Source organism: Streptomyces sp. C (assembly GCF_000158895.1).
Classification (GTDB): Bacteria; Actinomycetota; Actinomycetes; order Streptomycetales; family Streptomycetaceae; genus Streptomyces; species Streptomyces racemochromogenes.
Genome location: NZ_GG657751.1, coordinates 411,060 through 427,107 on the forward strand (window position 1 = coordinate 411,060; position 16,048 = coordinate 427,107).

The window sequence follows — 16,048 nt, forward strand, 5'->3', positions numbered from 1 at the left end:
CCGCCCACGGCCGGACGGCGGCGGAGAGGGCCCGGGCGCCCGCCGTGCCGTCGAGCAGCAGTGCGCCGCCGGCCGACCGGGTCAGCAGCGCCGTGAGGCTGTCACCGCCGTCCCGGCCCAGCGGGACGTCCGGCACCATCCGCCCCGCCCACGGGTGTCCGGGGTCCCCCGAGGCGGGGTAGCGGGTGCCGACGGCGGTGATCGCCTCGGCCAGCGGCCCGGCCGTGTCCCCGGAGCCGGCCAGCTCGGCGAGCAGGTCGCGGACGGGAGCCAGGCGGTCGTCGTCTCCCTCGGCCCGGGCGAGCACCGCCTGCGCGCGGGTGTTGCGGAGCAGGCGCTCGCCCGCCGCGTGGCGCTCGTCGTGGTAGCTGTCGAGCAGCGTGTCCGGCGCCAGGCCGCGCACTACCAGGGCGAGCTTCCAGCCCAGGTTGACGGCGTCGTCGATCGCCGCGTTGACGCCGACGGCGCCGGCCGGGGGGTGGATGTGCGCGGCGTCCCCGGCGAGCAGCACCCGGCCCGTCCGGAACCGCTCGGCGAGCCGCGCCGCGTCCCCGAACCGGGTCAGCCACAGCACCTCGGTGATCTCGGCCCGGTGTCCCAGCGCGGCGTCGATCGCGCGCTGGAAGGAGTCGGGCGCCACCGGCTCGTGCGGGTCCGCGGGCGGCGCCGGGTCCTCGGTGAGGAGCCGGACGTGGCCGGGGCGCGGGATCGCGAACACCGAGCGGCCGCCGGGCCCGGCGTGGGGGCCGAACGGGACGGCCGACGGGTCGGTGAGGACCACGTCCCCCGAGCAGGGTGAACGTGCGCGCGGGCGTCCCCGGGAAGCCGGTGGCGGTCGCCTTCCGCACCGTGCTGCGGCCGCCGTCGCAGCCGACCAGCCACCGGCAGCGCACGGTTGACGGGCCGTCCGCGCCGTCCGTCTCCACCGTCACGCCGCCGGCGTCCTGCCGCAGCCCGGTGAGGTGCCGCCCGCGGACGAGGCGCGCGCCCGACTCCAGGGCCCACTCGGCGAGCAGCTCCTCCACCCGGGTCTGGGCGATGCCGAGGACGTAGGGGTGCTTCGTGCGCATGGCGGCGAGGTAGAGGCGGGAGCGGCCGACGAACGCGGTCGTCGGGACGGTCGGCCCCTCCGCGAGGAAACGCCCGGCGAGGCCCCGGCGGTCGAGCAGCTCCAGGCTCCGGGCGTTGAGGTTGAACCCGCGGCAGAAGCCCGGCGGTTCGGGCTCCCGCTCCAGGACCAGCGCCCGCACCCCCGCGCGCCCCAGCTCCCCGGCGAGCGCCAGCCCGGCCGGACCGGCTCCGGCTATCAGGACGTCGACGGCCTCGGCCCGCGGCGCGCCGTCACTCACCGTCCGCCCCTTCCGGCCACGCCAGCGTGCCGCGCTCGACCTCGTCGGCGGTGTGCTCCACCCAGGCCAGCTCGGCCCGTGCCATGGCGGCGGCGTACTCGGCCTCGATGACGAACAGGCGCGGTGCGCCGTGCTCCTCGCGGGCCGTGCGGTAGCCCTCGGCGTCCTGCTCGATCCGCTCCCTCAGCGCGGCGGCCCGCTCGCGCAGCGCCCCCGCCGCGCGGACTCGGCCCAGCGCGCCGAGGTATCCGACGGCGGAGAGGAACCGCGGGTACTCGGGTGAGGGTTCCCGGATCAGCTCGTCGAGCCAGCCGGTGAAGCCCTCCCGTCCGGCGGCGGTGTGGCGGTAGACGGTGCGGGCAGGGCGGTTGCCGACCTGCTCGGTGCCGTCCGCCTCGATCCACCCGTCCCGCGCGAGCGCGCGGACGGTGTCGTAGAGCGATCCGGTCGTCAGCTTGAACGTGCGGTCCATACCGCGCTCGCGGAACGCGCCGGCCATGGCGTGGGGGTGCATCGGCTGCTCCAGCAGCAGCCCGAGCACGGCGAGGGCGAGGGCGTTGGCGGGGCGCTTCGGATGTTTCCGGACGGCGGAGGGTTCGCGGGTGGGCATGGAGCTCCAGTGCGCCGGCTCGGCGGTGTACTCGGTGTCGATTACTCGGATCCGAGCATAAGGAGCGGGGATCCCGCGCGCAAGGACGCGGGTCCAGGACGGCGGGGGCCGGGCGCCGCCCGTGATCCTCGGCGGATCACCGCGTCGCCCGGCGGGCCGGTCAGAAGTGCGGGTTGAGCAGCGAGCCGATCGTGTGGGTGCCCCTGTCCAGTCCGAACTCGGACGGGTCGACGAGGTACGCGGTCTCTGAACCGGGCTTGTACAGGAGGGAGTACTGCTTGTAGTAGCCGTTCTCGGGCCTGAGGCAGTCCTTCCACGTGTAGGTGCCCATGGCCAGGTAGAGGTCGCGGGTCGGCCAGCGGTACCCGTCGAGGATCTGCGTCCACGTGTAGTTGCCGGAGGCCAGGTACATGCTCCGGGTGGTGCACGCCTCGTCCTGGCCCCGCGTCGGTGTGCCGTCGACCCAGACGCTCCGCGTGTTGAAAGCTATGTCCCCCGCGCTCGCGGGCGTCCCCGTCAGCGTCACGACCGCCGTCGCCGCGGCCGCCACGGCCGCGAACTTGCCCGACTTTCCAGGCATGAGATGCCTCCCCCTTGATGACGTCGTCGTCGATGGTTGTTCAGGCAGTGCGGAGTCGCAGGACCCTGTTCGGGCAGGAGTCCGGCGTCCGTCACCCGGAGGTGAATCTAGGCGCGGGCGCCGCGCGGCGGTGTTCGCCGCGTGCCTGGTTCCTGTGCTCTGCGTGCCGTGCGGCTGCCGGTACCCGGCTTCCCCCGCCCGCGCTGCGGGGCCGCTGGGGCAGGACGCGTCCGGTGTGCCGTTCCGGATGGGCGGTCCGCCCGTGCTATCTGCTGGTCCGTCAGGTTCGGGTGAGCGCAGGGAGCGTGTGGTGGACGAGCGGATCGCGAAGTGTGCCGCAGAGGTCTTCGACGAGCTGGGCGGTGAGTACGAGCGGGCGTTCGCGGGGCTGCCCGGACAGGACGAGGCGTTGGGCTGGCTCACGGAGCGGTTGCCGGCGGACGCCCGTGTGCTGGACGTCGGCTCCGGTACCGGGAGGCCCGTCGCCGCGGCGCTCGCCGAGGCGGGGTTCCGGGTGACCGGCATCGACGTTTCCGCGACCATGGTCGAGCTGGCCCGGTCCCAGGTGCCCGGGGCCGACTTCCGGCTCGCGGACGTGCGCACGTACGAGCCGGCGGAGCACTTCGACGCCGTCTGCGCGTTCTTCCCGCTGCTGCTGATGTCGCAGGGGGAGGTGGCGGCCTCGCTGGAGCGGATCGCGTCCTGGGTCGCCCCCGGCGGCTACCTGCTGTTCGCGACCGTCCCCGGCGACCTGGACGGCACCACCCTGACGTGGATGGGCCGCCGCATGAACGTCAGCAGCCTGCCCGCCGACGCCTTTCCCGCGCGCTTGGAGGAAGCCGGGCTGACGGTGCTGCACCGGCAGACCGCCACGTTCCAGCCCGACAGCCGCATCGCAGGCCCGGAGGAGCACCTGTTCCTCCGGGCCCGGCGCACCGGCCGGGTCACCGCGCCCGCCCACGCGCTCCTGGGCCCCTACCCGCACCCCGCCCGCTACCGGGGCCCGCACACCCTGAGCACCGACGCGTGGGCCGCGTTCGAACCCCACTTAATTGGAGTTCCGTTGGGTTCGTTGGCTGGTAGTGGCGGGGTTCGTCGGTTGACCAGCTCGTTTGCCGGCGTCTGGGTCGCTCGGTGGGGTGAGGTTTTCAGGGTTTCTGGCAGATTCTGCGAGTTATCACAGTAATTTGCAGGGCTGTGGTTGATTTGAGTGGTCGTCGGTTGTCGTTGGTGCCGCCACCGATGCCGGTGGAGGACGGGCGAGAGTCCGCAGGCCCAGGTGGGGCGGATGTGCTGGCTCTGTCGAGGCAGGGGGCGGGCTTCGCCGATGTGGGGAACGAGTCTGCGTTCTTCCTGGACACGATGGCGGAGTATGTGTGGGCCAGGGATGTGGCGGGGCTCGCGGAGACCACGCTGCAGAGGCTGATGCAGCCCGTGATGGAGGTGTGTGGTTTCTACGAGACGGTGCCGTGGCGGTTGACGCCGAGGCAGGTCGACTACTACTTCGCGGGGCCGGGGAAGCGGGGGCATCGTACGGTCCGGCAGAAGATGGTCAAGATCGACGGGTATTTCGCGTTCCTGGAGCAGCGGTACGCAGGGGAGATCGGGCGGCGGTTCGGGACGGCTGTGCAGTCGCCGGTCGATGCGTTCAACCGGCCTCGGCACCGCGGCGAGTTCCTGCAGCGGGTTCCGCCGTCGCGCCGGGAGATGGGGGAGTTCTTCGCCGGCTGGCGTGAGAGTCTGCCGGCGTCACGGAAGTATCCCGTGGCAGTACGGGACTACTGCATGGCCAAGATCGCTTACATCTCCGGTGTCCGGGCGACGGAGCTGTGTTCGGTGCGCCTGGGCGACGTGCACTGGGAGCTCGGCCGGTGGGGACGGTTCATCGTCCGGGGCAAGGGAGCGCGTGGGTCGGGTCCGCGTGAGCGGCAGGCGTACCTGTTCGCGGAGGGCCGTGAGTTGTTGTGGTGGTATGTCGAGGAGATCCGGGGTCAGTTCGCCGACGATGTGGCCGATCCGCGGGTCCCGCTGTGGCCGTCGGAGCGCCTGCCGCAGACGCGGGCCCCGCTGGATGGTCCCGTCGCGGCGGCGGTCGGGCCGGATGTGTTCCGCCGGGCGTTGAAGACCGCGTCGGGTCTGTATCTGGGCGGGCCGGTGGACCGGCTGTATCCGCATTTGTTGCGGCATGCGTGTGCGACGCACAACTACGAGCTGGGGATGCCGCTCTGGGACGTGCAGAAGCTTCTGGGGCATGAGTGGGCGACGACCACGGTGGGCTATCTCGGCTCGGTGGGGGCGGATCCGGAGAGGGCGTGGCGGGCGAGTCTGGCGGCTTCGGACCGTGCGGCGCGACGGCTGAGCGGGGAGGTGTAGAGAGTGAAGTGGAACCTTCGCTGGGTGGCGGCCCGCCGGGACATCTGGCGGCCCACCCAGTTGCAGGCCGCGTTCGAGGAGGTCGGGTTCACCCCGTCTCTCAGCAAGGTTGCTGCCCTGTGGTCGAACAAGCCGGTCACGGTACGGCTGGAGGACCTGGACAAGATCTGTGCGGCACTGGGCTGCACGGTCGCCGACCTGCTGGAAGCCGAACCCCAGCAGTACGAGTCCCGGCAGGACACCCCCCGGCAGCCGGCGGCCGGAGCCCGGCGCGTGGCCGACACGGTCCGGCCGGTCCCGCGCCGTAGTGGTGGCGGCGCGCCCCGGCGTGGCCTCCCGCCGAACTGACGGCGCCGATGGCGAGCCGGACCGGTCAGTGCGACCGCTGCCATGCCTGGGGACCGCTGCGCCCACGCGGCAGTTGCTACGGGTGTGTGGCGTGGAAGGCCCGCGGCGGGAGGGATGGTCTGTGCCTGAGATGCCGTCACCCGGGCCTGGTCAACGGGGACCAGGTCTGCCGGCTGTGCACGATCGAGGTCCGGATGCTGCCGGACCCGCAGTGGAGCCACGCCGCCCTCAGCCGGGTTCCAGGGCCGCCGCGCCACCTGCAGCTGCCCCTGCAGCTGCCCGGGATCTTCCCGCCCAAGGCCACGGCGGTCCGCGGCGCTGAGGCTCTCCCCGGCCCGGTACCAGCCGTCGGGGTCTGGAAGACGGTCCGGGGCCTAAACCCCGGCAGAGAGCTGGACGCCCCCGGCATCTGCCCGCCCCAGATCCCCGGACAGCTGCCGCTCTTTCCCCGCCAGCCCAGGACCTTCACCCGCGAGCACGCGCTGCGCATCGCCGGCCGGGACTTCCCCGAGGGAGCACGCGTCCGTGAAGCCGCAGAGAGGCTTCGCACGCGTGAGCACCAGACACCGGACTGGCGCTCACGCGTCCTGGAGATGGTCCCGCTGGCGCTGGCTTCCCGCGAGCCCGGCGAGCTACTGGTGGACGAGCGCATCGTCGCGGAACTACCGCGCCAGCGGCCGGCCGTTGCTGCCGTGCTGAAGGAAGCCGGCCTCCTGCGCCCCCACCTCGGCTCAGGGCTCGCCCAGACCGGCTACCAGCGTGACCTGCGGCACAAGGTTTCCTGTGCCCACTGCCTGGCCTGGGCCGGGGACGCCAAGAGCCTGTGCGATTGCTGCCGCGAGTGGGCACGAGACCTGGACAAGCGCCCCGGTCCGTGTGACCGCTGCGGCCGTACCTGGCCGCTCAAAGACGGCGAGTGCCGGTTCTGTCTGCAGGTGCAGCACGATCACAGCGGCGATGGTCCCGTCATCGAACAGCTCTGGTTCAACGGCTTCGCACCGGGACTGAGGACCAGGAGGCCCGGTGCCCGCGTCCGCACTCCAGGACTTCCGCATTCGGGGGCGCGAGAAGTCACCGATGAATTACAGCGCGGGTTGCCTCCCATGCCACCCATGGCCACCCAGCCGGCCCTGTTTGCGCTGCCGCATCGGGTATGGCTCAAGTGCGTCAGCGGCCCCCAGCAGCTGGCGCTGTTTCCCCAGCCCCCGCGAGACTGGCTTCGTGTGCGCGACCAGGAACAGCCCGCCCTGTCTCCCGCAGCTTCAGAGCTTGTCACCGAGTTCAAACGGTATGCCACCAGCCAGCAGTGGAACCTCTGCGCCCGCGACGCTCACCTGCGAACACTGCGGATGCTCCTGGCCTGGCTCGGCCTCGCGGCCCTGATTCCCGAAGTCGATGTCCAGGCCGTCGCTGCGCTGGGGCCCGGCTGGTCGGGCCGGCGTCTGATTCCTTTTCTGCAGGAGCGCGGCCTGCTGCTTCCTGTGAACAAACGCGACCGAGACCATGCCGCCGTCGAACGCCTCCTTGGTGGACTGCCCGAGCAGATCCGCAGCGAGGCCGAAGTGTGGGTGCGCGTCATGCGAGGCGAGGGCCACCAGCGCTCCGTTGTTACCGACTGGGCCACCATCCGCGCCTACGCCCACAGCAGCTTCCCGATTATCCGACGATGGGCCCAACGGATCGGCAGTCTCCGCGAAATCACCCGCCACGACATCAACACAGCCATCAGGGAGTGCACCGGCCAGCGCGCACACAGGCGCCAGACAAGCCTGCGGTCCCTGTTCCGCGCTCTCAAGCGCGAGCGGGTGATTTTCCACGACCCCGCCCGCAGCGTCTCCTTTCTCGCAGTCGAGACCGTACGCCGCCCCATCTCCTCCGACAGGCTTGCCGGCCTGCTCGACGCGACACCCGGCCCGATGGCGAAGGCCGTGGTTGCCCTGGTCGCGATCCACGCACTCCGCCCGATCGACATCGTCCGCCAGCAGCTGTCCGACATCGACCAGTCAGCCGGCCGGATGACGGTGCGCCGCCGCTTCGGCCACCACACCATCTACCTCGACACCGTCACACAAAGGCTGCTGGCGGCCTGGCTCGAAGAACGGGCCCGCCGCTGGCCCTGCGGTACGAACCCCCACCTGTTCGTCACTCAGCAGACCGCGCTCGACCCTGCAGGGCCGACCCTCGTGAAGTACACACTCTGGGCCACCTTCCGAGTCCTCGGCCTCACGCCGACGCAGCTGCGTGTCGACCGGATCCTCGACGAGGCACACGAAACCGCAGACCCCGTTCACCTGATGCATCTGTTCGGCATCGCCGACACCACTGCAATGAAGTACGTCAAAGCCGCCCACCCCGAACACTTCCTCAAGAACTCCGCTCAGGGATGACGCAACGTCCTCAAGTCCGGCAGCCGACGGAGTCCACATGCGGATGTCCATGCCCTCACCCAGAGCATGGCTCCCGGCCGTCCACCAGCTGCCCCGCCCGGCCCCCGGCCCCTGGCACGTCGCCAAGGTCCCAGATGCGCTGGGCACGCCCGGACCGTCGGAGCGGCCCCTCGCCCGGCCGAGGGGCCCGGCAGGCAGAGCAAGCTGCGCCCGGCTCCGGTCGTGCGGCCCTGGGCCGACTGGCGAGCGGTGCGCACCGCCTCGGTCGCCGCTCCCCGCTCACCTGCCTCGCCCCGGTCACCCCGGACACGGACCGGGTGCTGCTCGCGGAGGCGGCCGGGATGGCGCGGGTGGGGCGGGCGCCGGTGGCGGGCTGGCGCCGCCGCCACACCGACTTCCCCGCCCCTACCCCCGGGACGGAGTGCATCCGGAGTTTGAGCGGGCCGACGTCGTCGCGTGGCTGCTCGCCCACGACAAGATCACCCTTCCCGCCGGGGCGGGGCAGGCATCGCTGCTGGTGCGCGGCGACATGGGCGCCACGGGCCGGTTCCGGCTGGATGTCCCGTGGCTGGGCCTCGCCGACGACATCGAGGGCACCGACCAGCTGTCGGGCTGGGTCGCCAACGATACCGACGCCGACGCCCTGGCCGCCCTGGCCGCGGGCCCGGTCGGGGCCACGCTGACCCGGCTCACCGCACCGGGTGCGGGACCGCTCGCGGTGCTCGGCGACGTCCGGGTGACCGACCGGTTCAGGTCCGGGTCCGGGGCCTTGCGCATCACGCTGGAATGGCCGGCCCGCCTGCGCGGCACCACCACGCGGACCGGCCGCGGCGGCGTGGTCCGCCACGGCGTCCCGCAGACGAGGGCCGGCGAGGACTGTGTATGCGCGCGGCACGACTGCGGCGGCCTGGTCCCGGTCCTGTGGTGCGCCGAGCACGGGGACGACGTCGCCCCGGTACTGGACTGGCACGCGGGCGGAGGCCTGCGCTGCGCGCAGCTCACGCGCGGCAGGGCGGCAAGCGCGTAGGGGGCTCGTCGGCTGCGGGTGGTCCCGGCGCACCCTCGGATGCGTCGGGCGCCGGTCAGGCCCGGATTTCACCGTCCGGGGTGCCGGCGGCGCGCTGGTACCAGGCTTCTGCCTCGGTCTCGCGGCCAGTGTCCCGCAGCAGCACTGCGAGGTTGTTCATGGCGTTGGTGTGTCCGGTGTTGGCGGCGCGCTGGAACCAGTGTTCCGCCTCGGTCTCGCGGCCGGTGTTTACCAGCAGTAGTGCGAGGTTGTTCATGGTGTCGGGGTGTCCGGCGTCGGCGGCGCGCCGGTACCAGGGTTCTGCCTCGGTCTCCCGGCCAGTGTTTACCAGCAGCACCCCGAGGTTGTTCATGGCGTTGGTGTGTCCGGCGTCGACGGCGCGCCGGTACCAGTGTTCCGCCTCGGTCTCCCGGCCAGTGTTTTGCAGCAGCACCCCGAGGTTGTTCATGGCTTCGGTGTTTTCGGCGTTGGCGGCGCGTTCGTACCAGGGTTGCGCCTCGGTCTCGCGGCCAGTGTTATGCAGCAGGAGTGCGAGGTTGTTCATGGCGTTGGTGTGTCCGGCGTTGGCGGCACGCTGGAACCAGGGTTGCGCCTCGGTCTCGCGGCCAGTGTTATGCAGCAGCGCTCCGAGGTCGTTCATGGCGTTGGTGTGTCCGGCGTTGGCGGCGCGTTCGTACCAGTGTTCCGCCTCGGTCTCGCGGCCAGTGTTTTGCAGCAGGAGTGCGAGGTTGTTCATGGCTTCGGTGTTTTCGGCGTTGGCGGCGCGTTCGTACCAGGGTTCCGCCTCGGTCTCGCGGCCAGCGTTATGCAGCAGCGCTCCGAGGTTGTTCATGGCGTCGGTGTGGCCGGTGTTAGCGGCGCGTTCGTACCAGCGTTCCGCCTCGGTCGTGCGCCCGGTGTTCTCCAGCAGCAGTGCGAGGCTGTTCATTGCGCCGGTGTGTCCGGTGTCGGCGGCGCGCTGGTACCAGGGTTCTGCCTCGGTCTCGCGGCCAGTGTTCTGCAGCAGCAGTGCGAGGTTGTTCATTGCGCCGGTGTGTCCGGTGTCGGCGGCGCGTTCGTACCAGGGTTCCGCCTCGGTCGTGCGCCCGGTTTCCTGCAGCAACGCTCCGAGGTTGTTCATGGCGTTGATCTGTCCGGCGTCGGCGGCTTTGCGGTACCAGGTTTCGGCTTCGTTGCTGCGGCCGGTGTCCTCCAGCAGGAGTCCGAGGTCGTTCATTGAGCCGCTGTTTCCGGAGTCGGCGGCTTTGCGGTACCAGGTTTCTGCCTCGTTGGTGCGGCCGGTATTGGCCAGCAGGATTCCGAGGTTGTGCATTGAGCCGCTGTCTCCGGCGTCGGCGGCCTTCCGGTACCAGGTTTCCGCTTCGTCGATACGGTCAGCCTCTGCCAGCAACAGCGCGAGGCTGAACATGGCGTCGGAGTTTCCGGCTTCGGCGGCCCGTTGGTGGCGCTCCTCGTCGGTTTCCGGAGCTTCCGCGGCAGGGCCGTTGGTTGGCCCGGGTGCGAGGTGTGCCGAGCGCAGGCGTGCGGCGACGTCCTTGGCGGTGGGGGGACGGTCGACGGGGTCTTTGGCAAGGAGGGAGGTGATGAGGGTGTCGATGCCGGGCGCGATGGCGGGCCGGTGGGTGCTGGGCGGTTCGGGAGCGGTGGACAGGTGCATGGCGATGACGGCGTACGCGGAGTCCGCAGTGAACGGAGGGCGCCCGGTAAGGAGCTCATACAGGCTGGCACCCAGGGCGTACAGGTCGGCCGAGTGCGTCGGTGTCTGGCCTCTGAGCTGCTCGGGAGCCATGTAGAGAGGGCTGCCGAGCAGCGCTCCGGTCATGGTCAGGCCGATCGTGCCGTCCTGGACCTGGGCGATCCCGAAGTCGCAGATCTTGACGGTGCCGTCGTCGAGCAGCATGAGGTTGGCCGGCTTGATGTCGCGGTGGACGATGTTCCGCGTGTGGGCGGCGGCCAGCCCGTCGCACACCTGGGCGCCGTACTCCACCACCTGCTCCAGGGGGAGCCCGCCGGGGTGGTACTCGTGCAGGACCGTCGCGAGATCACGCCCTTCCAGGAACTCCATGACGAGGAACGGAGAGACTTCCACCTGCCCGTCGGCGCTCGTCTGCCGGTGCTCGCCCAGGTCGTGGACGACGGCGATGTTGCGGTGGTTCAGCCGGGCGGCTGCTTCGCCCTCACGGCGGAAACGGGCCAGGACCTGGGCGGCGAGCCGTTCGTCACGCAGATGGGAGGTGAGCACCGTCTTGACCGCGACGGTACGGCGCAGCCTCAGATCGGACGCCGCCCACACCTCGCCCATGCCGCCGTGCCCCAGTCGGCTGTCGAGCCGGTAGCGGCCCGCTAGCTCCATCCCCCTGTACATGCAGGTCAACGTATGCGACTCGCCCGCGATGCGACAAGAATCCTCCGAACCTGGGCGGGGTTTCCCGGCCGCATCCGCCGGCCCGCTGCCAGGAGTACGAGCACCGCCGCGACACCGCGACCGGTCCGCTGCGCGGGTCGGCTCCGGCTGGTCCCGTTGTGTGCCTTCGGATGTGCCGGGGGCCGGTCAGGCCCGGCTCTCGTTGACCCGCATCCGCAGGGTCAGGCTGTGCTTCTCGGGCGGCAGGGCCTCCATCGCGGTGGTGGCGTGCGCGACACCGCCCGCCTTGTCGCCGGAGCGGGCGAGCATCAGCCCCCGGTGGAGCTCCAGGTGGGTGGCGAAACGCGGCAGGCTCGCGGGGAGTTCGGCCAGGGCCTGGTCCTGCGCCTCGGTGGCGGCTTTCTCCTCGCCGAGGCGGGCGAGGAGCAGGGAGCGGAACACGTTGAGCCGCCACCACGGCACGGCGTAGTCGGAGGTCTGCTCGTACGAGCCGGCCGAGTCGAAGACCCGCCGCCCCGGTCGTCGAGCGCGAACGCGGTTGTGTGGTCGCCGTGGAGGGCGGCGGCGGCGTGGGCTTTGCCGTAGATGGTGTTGAGCAGCTGGGAAGCCGGTCACCTTCACTCACTGGTACATCGACTGGCTGCAGATGGCGGAGCTCACTGCACACCAGCCATCTGCAGGCGCCTGACGCTGGGCAGTGGTGTGCACGGCGCCGCGCCGTCGTCACGACGGGCGCACGTACCCGCATACGAACACGGCGGGGTGCCGGGGCTGCGTGTTGCGCATGTCCGGCGTCCGGGCCGGGGTGGTGGCGGCTTTCGGCCGGGGTCGTGGCCGGAAGGTGGTGGCGGGGCTGGTGAGGGGTGTCCTTTCGTGGCCGAGGCCGTTGTTGATCAAGGATCCGGCGTCCGGTGCGGCCCTGAGCCGGCTGCCCTGTGCTGTCAGCGTGCGGGGGCGTTGCGTGCCGTGGCCGGGATCCGTACGACCTTGGTCTCTAGATCGTTTTGGAGTGGTGATGACGCGGAGTTCCGTGACGGCCAGGTTCCTTCTCTACGCCGTGCCGGCGGCCCTGGCGATGTCTCCGGTCGCGTTGGCGCAGGCGGCGCCGGAGGCGGGGGACAAGCAGGCGGAGAGTGTGACGACGACGGTCTGCTCGCCGACACAGGGCATGGCCACGGGCACGGGATTCTCGCGCGGCCCCAATGGTGATGTACCCAACGATGTGCAGGCGATGGGGCAGGGCTGCCTGACCACGGTGCGTACCGGGGACAGCGCGAAGCTGACGTTCAAGGTGAAGGCGAACGTCGCGGAGCGCAAGGACAAGGACTCGCCGTGGGTGCCGGCCGAGAAGTACCACGGTGCGGCCACATGCCGCCTGTTCCGGGTGGACAAGAACGGCAGCTTCACCCTGAAGGACAAGGAGGTTCACCAAGGAGTTCCACGAGGTGACCGGCCCGGTGGACACCTGCGAGCTCACGGGCACGTTCCCGACGGCGCAGCTGCGGGACCTGCAGCTGCGGTGGGAGGTCGTCAAGCACGGCCTGACCGCGTACGTGACCGGCGAGCCGATCAACGCCATCTTCCGCCCGGACGCGTCCAAGTGGAAGCCGGGCACGGTATGCGACCCTGCCCCGGACAAATGGCTGGACGGCTACTCCGAAGACGGATCCCGCAGCGTCTCCGCCCGGGGCTGTGTCACCACCGCCAAGGACGGCGACAAGGTGAAGATCACCGCGAAGGTCACCGGCGCCTCCTACGCCAAGGCCGCGGGCTGGTGGAAGGAGACCAACTACGACTACCAGATCCGCTGCCAGCTGCGAAAGCGCACCAGCGACGGCTGGGACCGCGTGAAGGGCGGCGGGACCGCGATCGTCAACGGCAGCGGCCAGGTCACTGGCTGCACCCTGAACCACTTGGTTCCGGCCAAGGACATCAACCTCTACGAGCTGTACTGGGGCTTCGGCCGCGCCTACCCCGCCAACCTGAAGGCGGCCGCCGAGGTCGGCAACAGCATCTACCCGCTGTGGGACTCCGGCCGGTAACACCACCCCGGCCCACCGGCACTGGCAACTGTTCCTCGCCGGAATGGGCGTCCCTCTGCCCGGAGCCGCCGTCCCTGCCCCGGCCCGGACCCGGATTTCACCGGTGACCTGGCAGATCCCCGGGCAACTCGCTCTGTTCCAGATCCCCCGGGACCTCACCCGTTTCCACCGCCCCACGCACGCCAACCCAGCAAACCCGATGCTCATCCACGCCCGTGCCGCTGCGCGCAAGATCACCCAGGCCCGCGGCTGGTCGCACCACCTGCTCGATGAAGTCGACGACGCTCTGGTGGTGCTGCTCTCCGGCTACGCGCCCGGCGACTGGATCAGCCACAGCGAGATCTGTCAGGTCGACCGGCTGGGCCTCAACGTCTCACGAACAGCCGAGGTTATCGACCACCTTGGCGTGCTCAACGACGACCGCCAGGATGCCTTTGACGCCTGGCTCGACCGCAAGCTCGCCGACCTCGCACCGCGTATCGCCACCGACGTCCGCGCCTGGGCCAACACCCTCCGCCACGGCGGCCAGCGTTCCAAGCCTCGCAGCCCGCAGACCATCCGCAACTACCTCAACGCGATGCACCCCCAGCTGAGGGCCTGGTCCGCCTGCTACGAAACGCTGCGCGAGACGACTCCGGCCGATGTTCACACCGCCACTGACGCCCTCACCGGCCTGCCCCGCAAGCGGACCGCCGTCGGTCTGCGTTCACTGTTTCGCTTCCTCAGGCGCACCAACCGCATCTTCCAAGACCCGACCCGCCGCCTGAAGACGGGGAACCCGGCACTTCCCGCTCTGTGCCCACTGCCGCCAGCGACACTCAGTCGCGCCGCCGGCATGGTCACCACCCCGGCCGCGCGCCTGATCCTCGCTCTCGCGGCCATCCATGTGGCCCGTCCCATCACCCTTCGACGCCTGCAGCTCGAGGACGTCGACCTCCCGAACCGTCGTATCACCATCAACGGCCACACGCGCCGCCTCGATGAACTGACCGCGCGCCTGCTGGCCGACTACCTGGAAGATCGGAACCGACGTTGGCCCCACACGCTCAACACCCACCTGTTCGTCAGCGAGCAGACCGGCCACGACCACCGTCCGGTCGGTGAGTGGTGGATCAGCACCCGCCTCGAAGGCATCGCCGCGACCCCCAATCAGATCCGCATGGACCGCCAGCTCGAAGAAGCCATGGCGTACGGGCCGGATGCCCTGCACCTGGCCAGCGTTTTCGGCATCAGCGAACGCGCAGCAATCCGGTACGCGGACGCCGCCAGACAGCTCCTAGAAGCCGGACCGTTCTGGCACGGGTGATCGCAGACCGAACTACATGACATCAGCCGTCTGCAGCCCTGAAGCACCCGTGTGGCGGGTTTCCACCGGGGGTGATCGAAGCACGATCACTGAGCCCGAACCATCACCCAACCAGATCCTATGGGGTGGTTGTCATCGCCACGAGCGGCCCACAGCAAAACGACACCGGCCTTAAAGTTTATGAGACGGAGAGGAGAGATGAACAAAACACGTCCTCTCTGATTGTTGCCGTGACAACGGGCACTCTTGCCTACTTCAGTGCAGCTTCAGCGTATCTCGCCGACGAGACGAGGCAAAGCAAGATTTCCCCGAATATTCTGATGCTTGCACCGTTTCCGCTTCTCATCCTGACTGGTTATGTCACCTTTCAATATGCAGCCTCCAGGGTCAGGCAGTCCTATCTCATGAAACTTGAGATGACACTATCCCGAGAGCCCTGGGATAAGAGGGTCAATTTTCCTGGTTTTATGACACTCCATCAAGGGATTTTCGCTGGCTGGAAGGGCGGCCTCTGGCCGTTCGCCGCTTTGACGATTCTCACATTCCTGTCACATGTGATCATCGTCGTCGGGTTTACCGGATATACGGCATATATTGCCTATGGGGAGCATGTCAACGAAGCGTGGTTTTGGTTCCTCTCGTCGTTCTATACGCTAATGATCGCCGTTAACACCGCAGCTGCGTTTATGGTGCTTGAATTTGCCTTCAACGCAAGGAGTAAGCAACTGGGTACACTCAGACGTCTTGCGGCAGACACGGTGGATCGCGAAATGTCACGGTGGAGCCAGCCCCACGAACCTTCTGGCGGCAGCGACTACATCGGGAGCGCGTGGGTTCTAAGGAAATTTCATCCATTCGCTGCAGGCGTGATCGCTCTATTCATTGTCGGGATTGTCGGAATTCTGCGCCTAGCCTTCGAAGGGCGCTTCTATGACTATGCACTCTCAAGCCTGCCTGGCGACCTTCTTATTGCCATTGAATTGGCACTCGTTAGCTGGATGCTCCGGGGGGAAGTAAAGCCGCCACCGCTGGTTGGAAATGTCGTCTGGCACTCGGTGATTGGTGCCATCTGCCTAGCTTTGGGCGTTCTTCTATACGCGCACTCAGGCTATACCGAAGACACAATCGCAAACATCTATCACAACCTGGCGGCAGCCCCCCTGCTAACTTACTCCGTGATTTCTACCCTTCCGACGCTAATTCGGGGAAGTCATCCGATTTGGAGACTGGTTGCAACTGCATGCTTGCTGGCGTGGCTGGGTCTCCTTCTCTATGACGTTAGCGTGGGAAATCTTCAACGGAATAACCCGGGCAGGTCCGGGGCATCGGCGCTGCATCAGCCGGAGACCCTCGGGAAAGGGAACGTAGGTTCGGGGTCAGCCACAGCCGCTCAATCGGACACGACTGGCAGTCGTGCCTCACATCGGGTTCACGTCGCCTACCCTCCCCCAGGTCACCGCGAACCCGCGGTGCGGGGAGCAGTCTTCGGCTGATCGGCTCGCGAGTTCCCTCGTGCTATCCCGCAGATTTTCTGAACTCGCGGCAGACGCGCCGACACCGCCGTCGACCGCGGCGGCGTCTACAGGCACCCTGTCAGGCTGCGCAGGCTCCGGCTGGATATGACGCCCCAGGAATCGCCCGCCTTCGAGACGGGACCAGCC

The 16,048-nt window shown here is 69.3% G+C and carries 14 protein-coding genes and 1 pseudogene; 8 read left to right on the forward strand and 7 right to left on the reverse strand.

Translation table 11 applies throughout. The annotated features are described in order from the left end of the window. The 4 genes and pseudogenes from SSNG_RS44530 to SSNG_RS35200 all read right to left on the reverse strand — a co-directional run. A partial coding sequence (locus tag SSNG_RS44530; RefSeq protein ID WP_241695317.1) for an FAD-dependent monooxygenase occupies nucleotides 1-781 on the reverse strand: 781 nt, incomplete at its 3' end. An 88-nt stretch (nucleotides 782-869) separates the two neighbouring features. Next, nucleotides 870-1,349 (reverse strand): annotated as a pseudogene (locus SSNG_RS44535) (FAD-dependent monooxygenase); the annotation flags it as partial. Next, nucleotides 1,342-1,959 carry a PadR family transcriptional regulator gene (locus SSNG_RS35195; RefSeq protein ID WP_007268748.1) on the reverse strand — a complete coding sequence of 206 codons (618 nt, stop codon included), beginning with the start codon at nucleotides 1,957-1,959 and terminating at the stop codon, nucleotides 1,342-1,344. The pseudogene SSNG_RS44535 and the gene SSNG_RS35195, both read right to left, overlap by 8 nt. Nucleotides 1,960-2,119: 160 nt before the next feature. Continuing rightward, nucleotides 2,120-2,539 (reverse strand): hypothetical protein, encoded by a 420-nt coding sequence (locus tag SSNG_RS35200; RefSeq protein ID WP_007268750.1) that lies wholly within the window; start codon nucleotides 2,537-2,539, stop codon nucleotides 2,120-2,122. Nucleotides 2,540-2,849: 310 nt separating this feature from the next. On the opposite strand from SSNG_RS35200, the gene SSNG_RS35205 reads away from it, so the two are divergent. The 5 genes from SSNG_RS35205 to SSNG_RS35225 all read left to right on the forward strand — a co-directional run bounded on the left by SSNG_RS35205 (nucleotide 2,850) and on the right by SSNG_RS35225 (nucleotide 8,674). Further along, nucleotides 2,850-3,725 carry a class I SAM-dependent methyltransferase gene (locus SSNG_RS35205; protein ID WP_063749980.1) on the forward strand — a complete coding sequence of 292 codons (876 nt, stop codon included), beginning with the start codon at nucleotides 2,850-2,852 and terminating at the stop codon, nucleotides 3,723-3,725. A gap of 104 nt (nucleotides 3,726-3,829) precedes the next feature. Next, on the forward strand, nucleotides 3,830-4,912 hold the full coding sequence (locus tag SSNG_RS35210) for a site-specific integrase (RefSeq protein ID WP_241695318.1): 1,083 nt from the start codon (nucleotides 3,830-3,832) through the stop codon (nucleotides 4,910-4,912). Between the two features lie 3 nt (nucleotides 4,913-4,915). Further along, the gene (locus SSNG_RS35215) at nucleotides 4,916-5,260 is read left to right on the forward strand and encodes a helix-turn-helix transcriptional regulator (RefSeq protein WP_007268752.1); all 345 of its coding nucleotides are present in this window, start codon (nucleotides 4,916-4,918) and stop codon (nucleotides 5,258-5,260) included. A 194-nt stretch (nucleotides 5,261-5,454) separates the two neighbouring features. Beyond that, entirely contained in the window at nucleotides 5,455-7,647 is a 2,193-nt protein-coding gene (locus tag SSNG_RS35220; protein ID WP_042804664.1) for a hypothetical protein, read from the forward strand. Nucleotides 7,648-8,068: 421 nt separating this feature from the next. Continuing rightward, on the forward strand, nucleotides 8,069-8,674 hold the full coding sequence (locus SSNG_RS35225; protein ID WP_007268754.1) for a hypothetical protein: 606 nt from the start codon (nucleotides 8,069-8,071) through the stop codon (nucleotides 8,672-8,674). A 55-nt stretch (nucleotides 8,675-8,729) separates the two neighbouring features. Here SSNG_RS35225 and SSNG_RS38430 read toward each other — a convergent pair whose 3' ends face one another. The 3 genes from SSNG_RS38430 to SSNG_RS43145 form a co-directional block, all read right to left on the reverse strand. Continuing rightward, entirely contained in the window at nucleotides 8,730-11,039 is a 2,310-nt protein-coding gene (locus tag SSNG_RS38430; protein ID WP_007268755.1) for a serine/threonine-protein kinase, read from the reverse strand. 186 nt (nucleotides 11,040-11,225) lie between these two features. After that, entirely contained in the window at nucleotides 11,226-11,501 is a 276-nt protein-coding gene (locus tag SSNG_RS45500) for a hypothetical protein (protein WP_347232516.1), read from the reverse strand. A gap of 588 nt (nucleotides 11,502-12,089) precedes the next feature. Next, nucleotides 12,090-12,446, reverse strand: coding sequence for a hypothetical protein (locus tag SSNG_RS43145; RefSeq protein WP_007268757.1), 357 nt, complete (start codon nucleotides 12,444-12,446; stop codon nucleotides 12,090-12,092). A gap of 38 nt (nucleotides 12,447-12,484) precedes the next feature. On the opposite strand from SSNG_RS43145, the gene SSNG_RS35245 reads away from it, so the two are divergent. The 3 genes from SSNG_RS35245 to SSNG_RS41480 all read left to right on the forward strand — a co-directional run bounded on the left by SSNG_RS35245 (nucleotide 12,485) and on the right by SSNG_RS41480 (nucleotide 15,880). Beyond that, nucleotides 12,485-13,081 (forward strand): hypothetical protein, encoded by a 597-nt coding sequence (locus SSNG_RS35245; protein ID WP_007268758.1) that lies wholly within the window; start codon nucleotides 12,485-12,487, stop codon nucleotides 13,079-13,081. Nucleotides 13,082-13,184: 103 nt separating this feature from the next. Then, nucleotides 13,185-14,387, forward strand: coding sequence for a hypothetical protein (locus SSNG_RS35250; RefSeq protein WP_050780044.1), 1,203 nt, complete (start codon nucleotides 13,185-13,187; stop codon nucleotides 14,385-14,387). A gap of 125 nt (nucleotides 14,388-14,512) precedes the next feature. Then, nucleotides 14,513-15,880 carry a hypothetical protein gene (locus SSNG_RS41480; RefSeq protein ID WP_007268760.1) on the forward strand — a complete coding sequence of 456 codons (1,368 nt, stop codon included), beginning with the start codon at nucleotides 14,513-14,515 and terminating at the stop codon, nucleotides 15,878-15,880. Nucleotides 15,881-16,048: the final 168 nt, after the last annotated feature.

Bases quoted from the DNA above. Each gene is read 5' to 3' on its own strand.
- SSNG_RS35195 (WP_007268748.1), bottom strand. From the start codon at position 1,959: ATGCCCACCCGCGAACCCTCCGCCGTCCGGAAACATCCGAAGCGCCCC.
- SSNG_RS35200 (WP_007268750.1), bottom strand. From the start codon at position 2,539: ATGCCTGGAAAGTCGGGCAAGTTCGCGGCCGTGGCGGCCGCGGCGACG.
- SSNG_RS35220 (WP_042804664.1), top strand. From the start codon at position 5,455: ATGCTGCCGGACCCGCAGTGGAGCCACGCCGCCCTCAGCCGGGTTCCA.
- SSNG_RS38430 (WP_007268755.1), bottom strand. From the start codon at position 11,039: ATGTACAGGGGGATGGAGCTAGCGGGCCGCTACCGGCTCGACAGCCGA.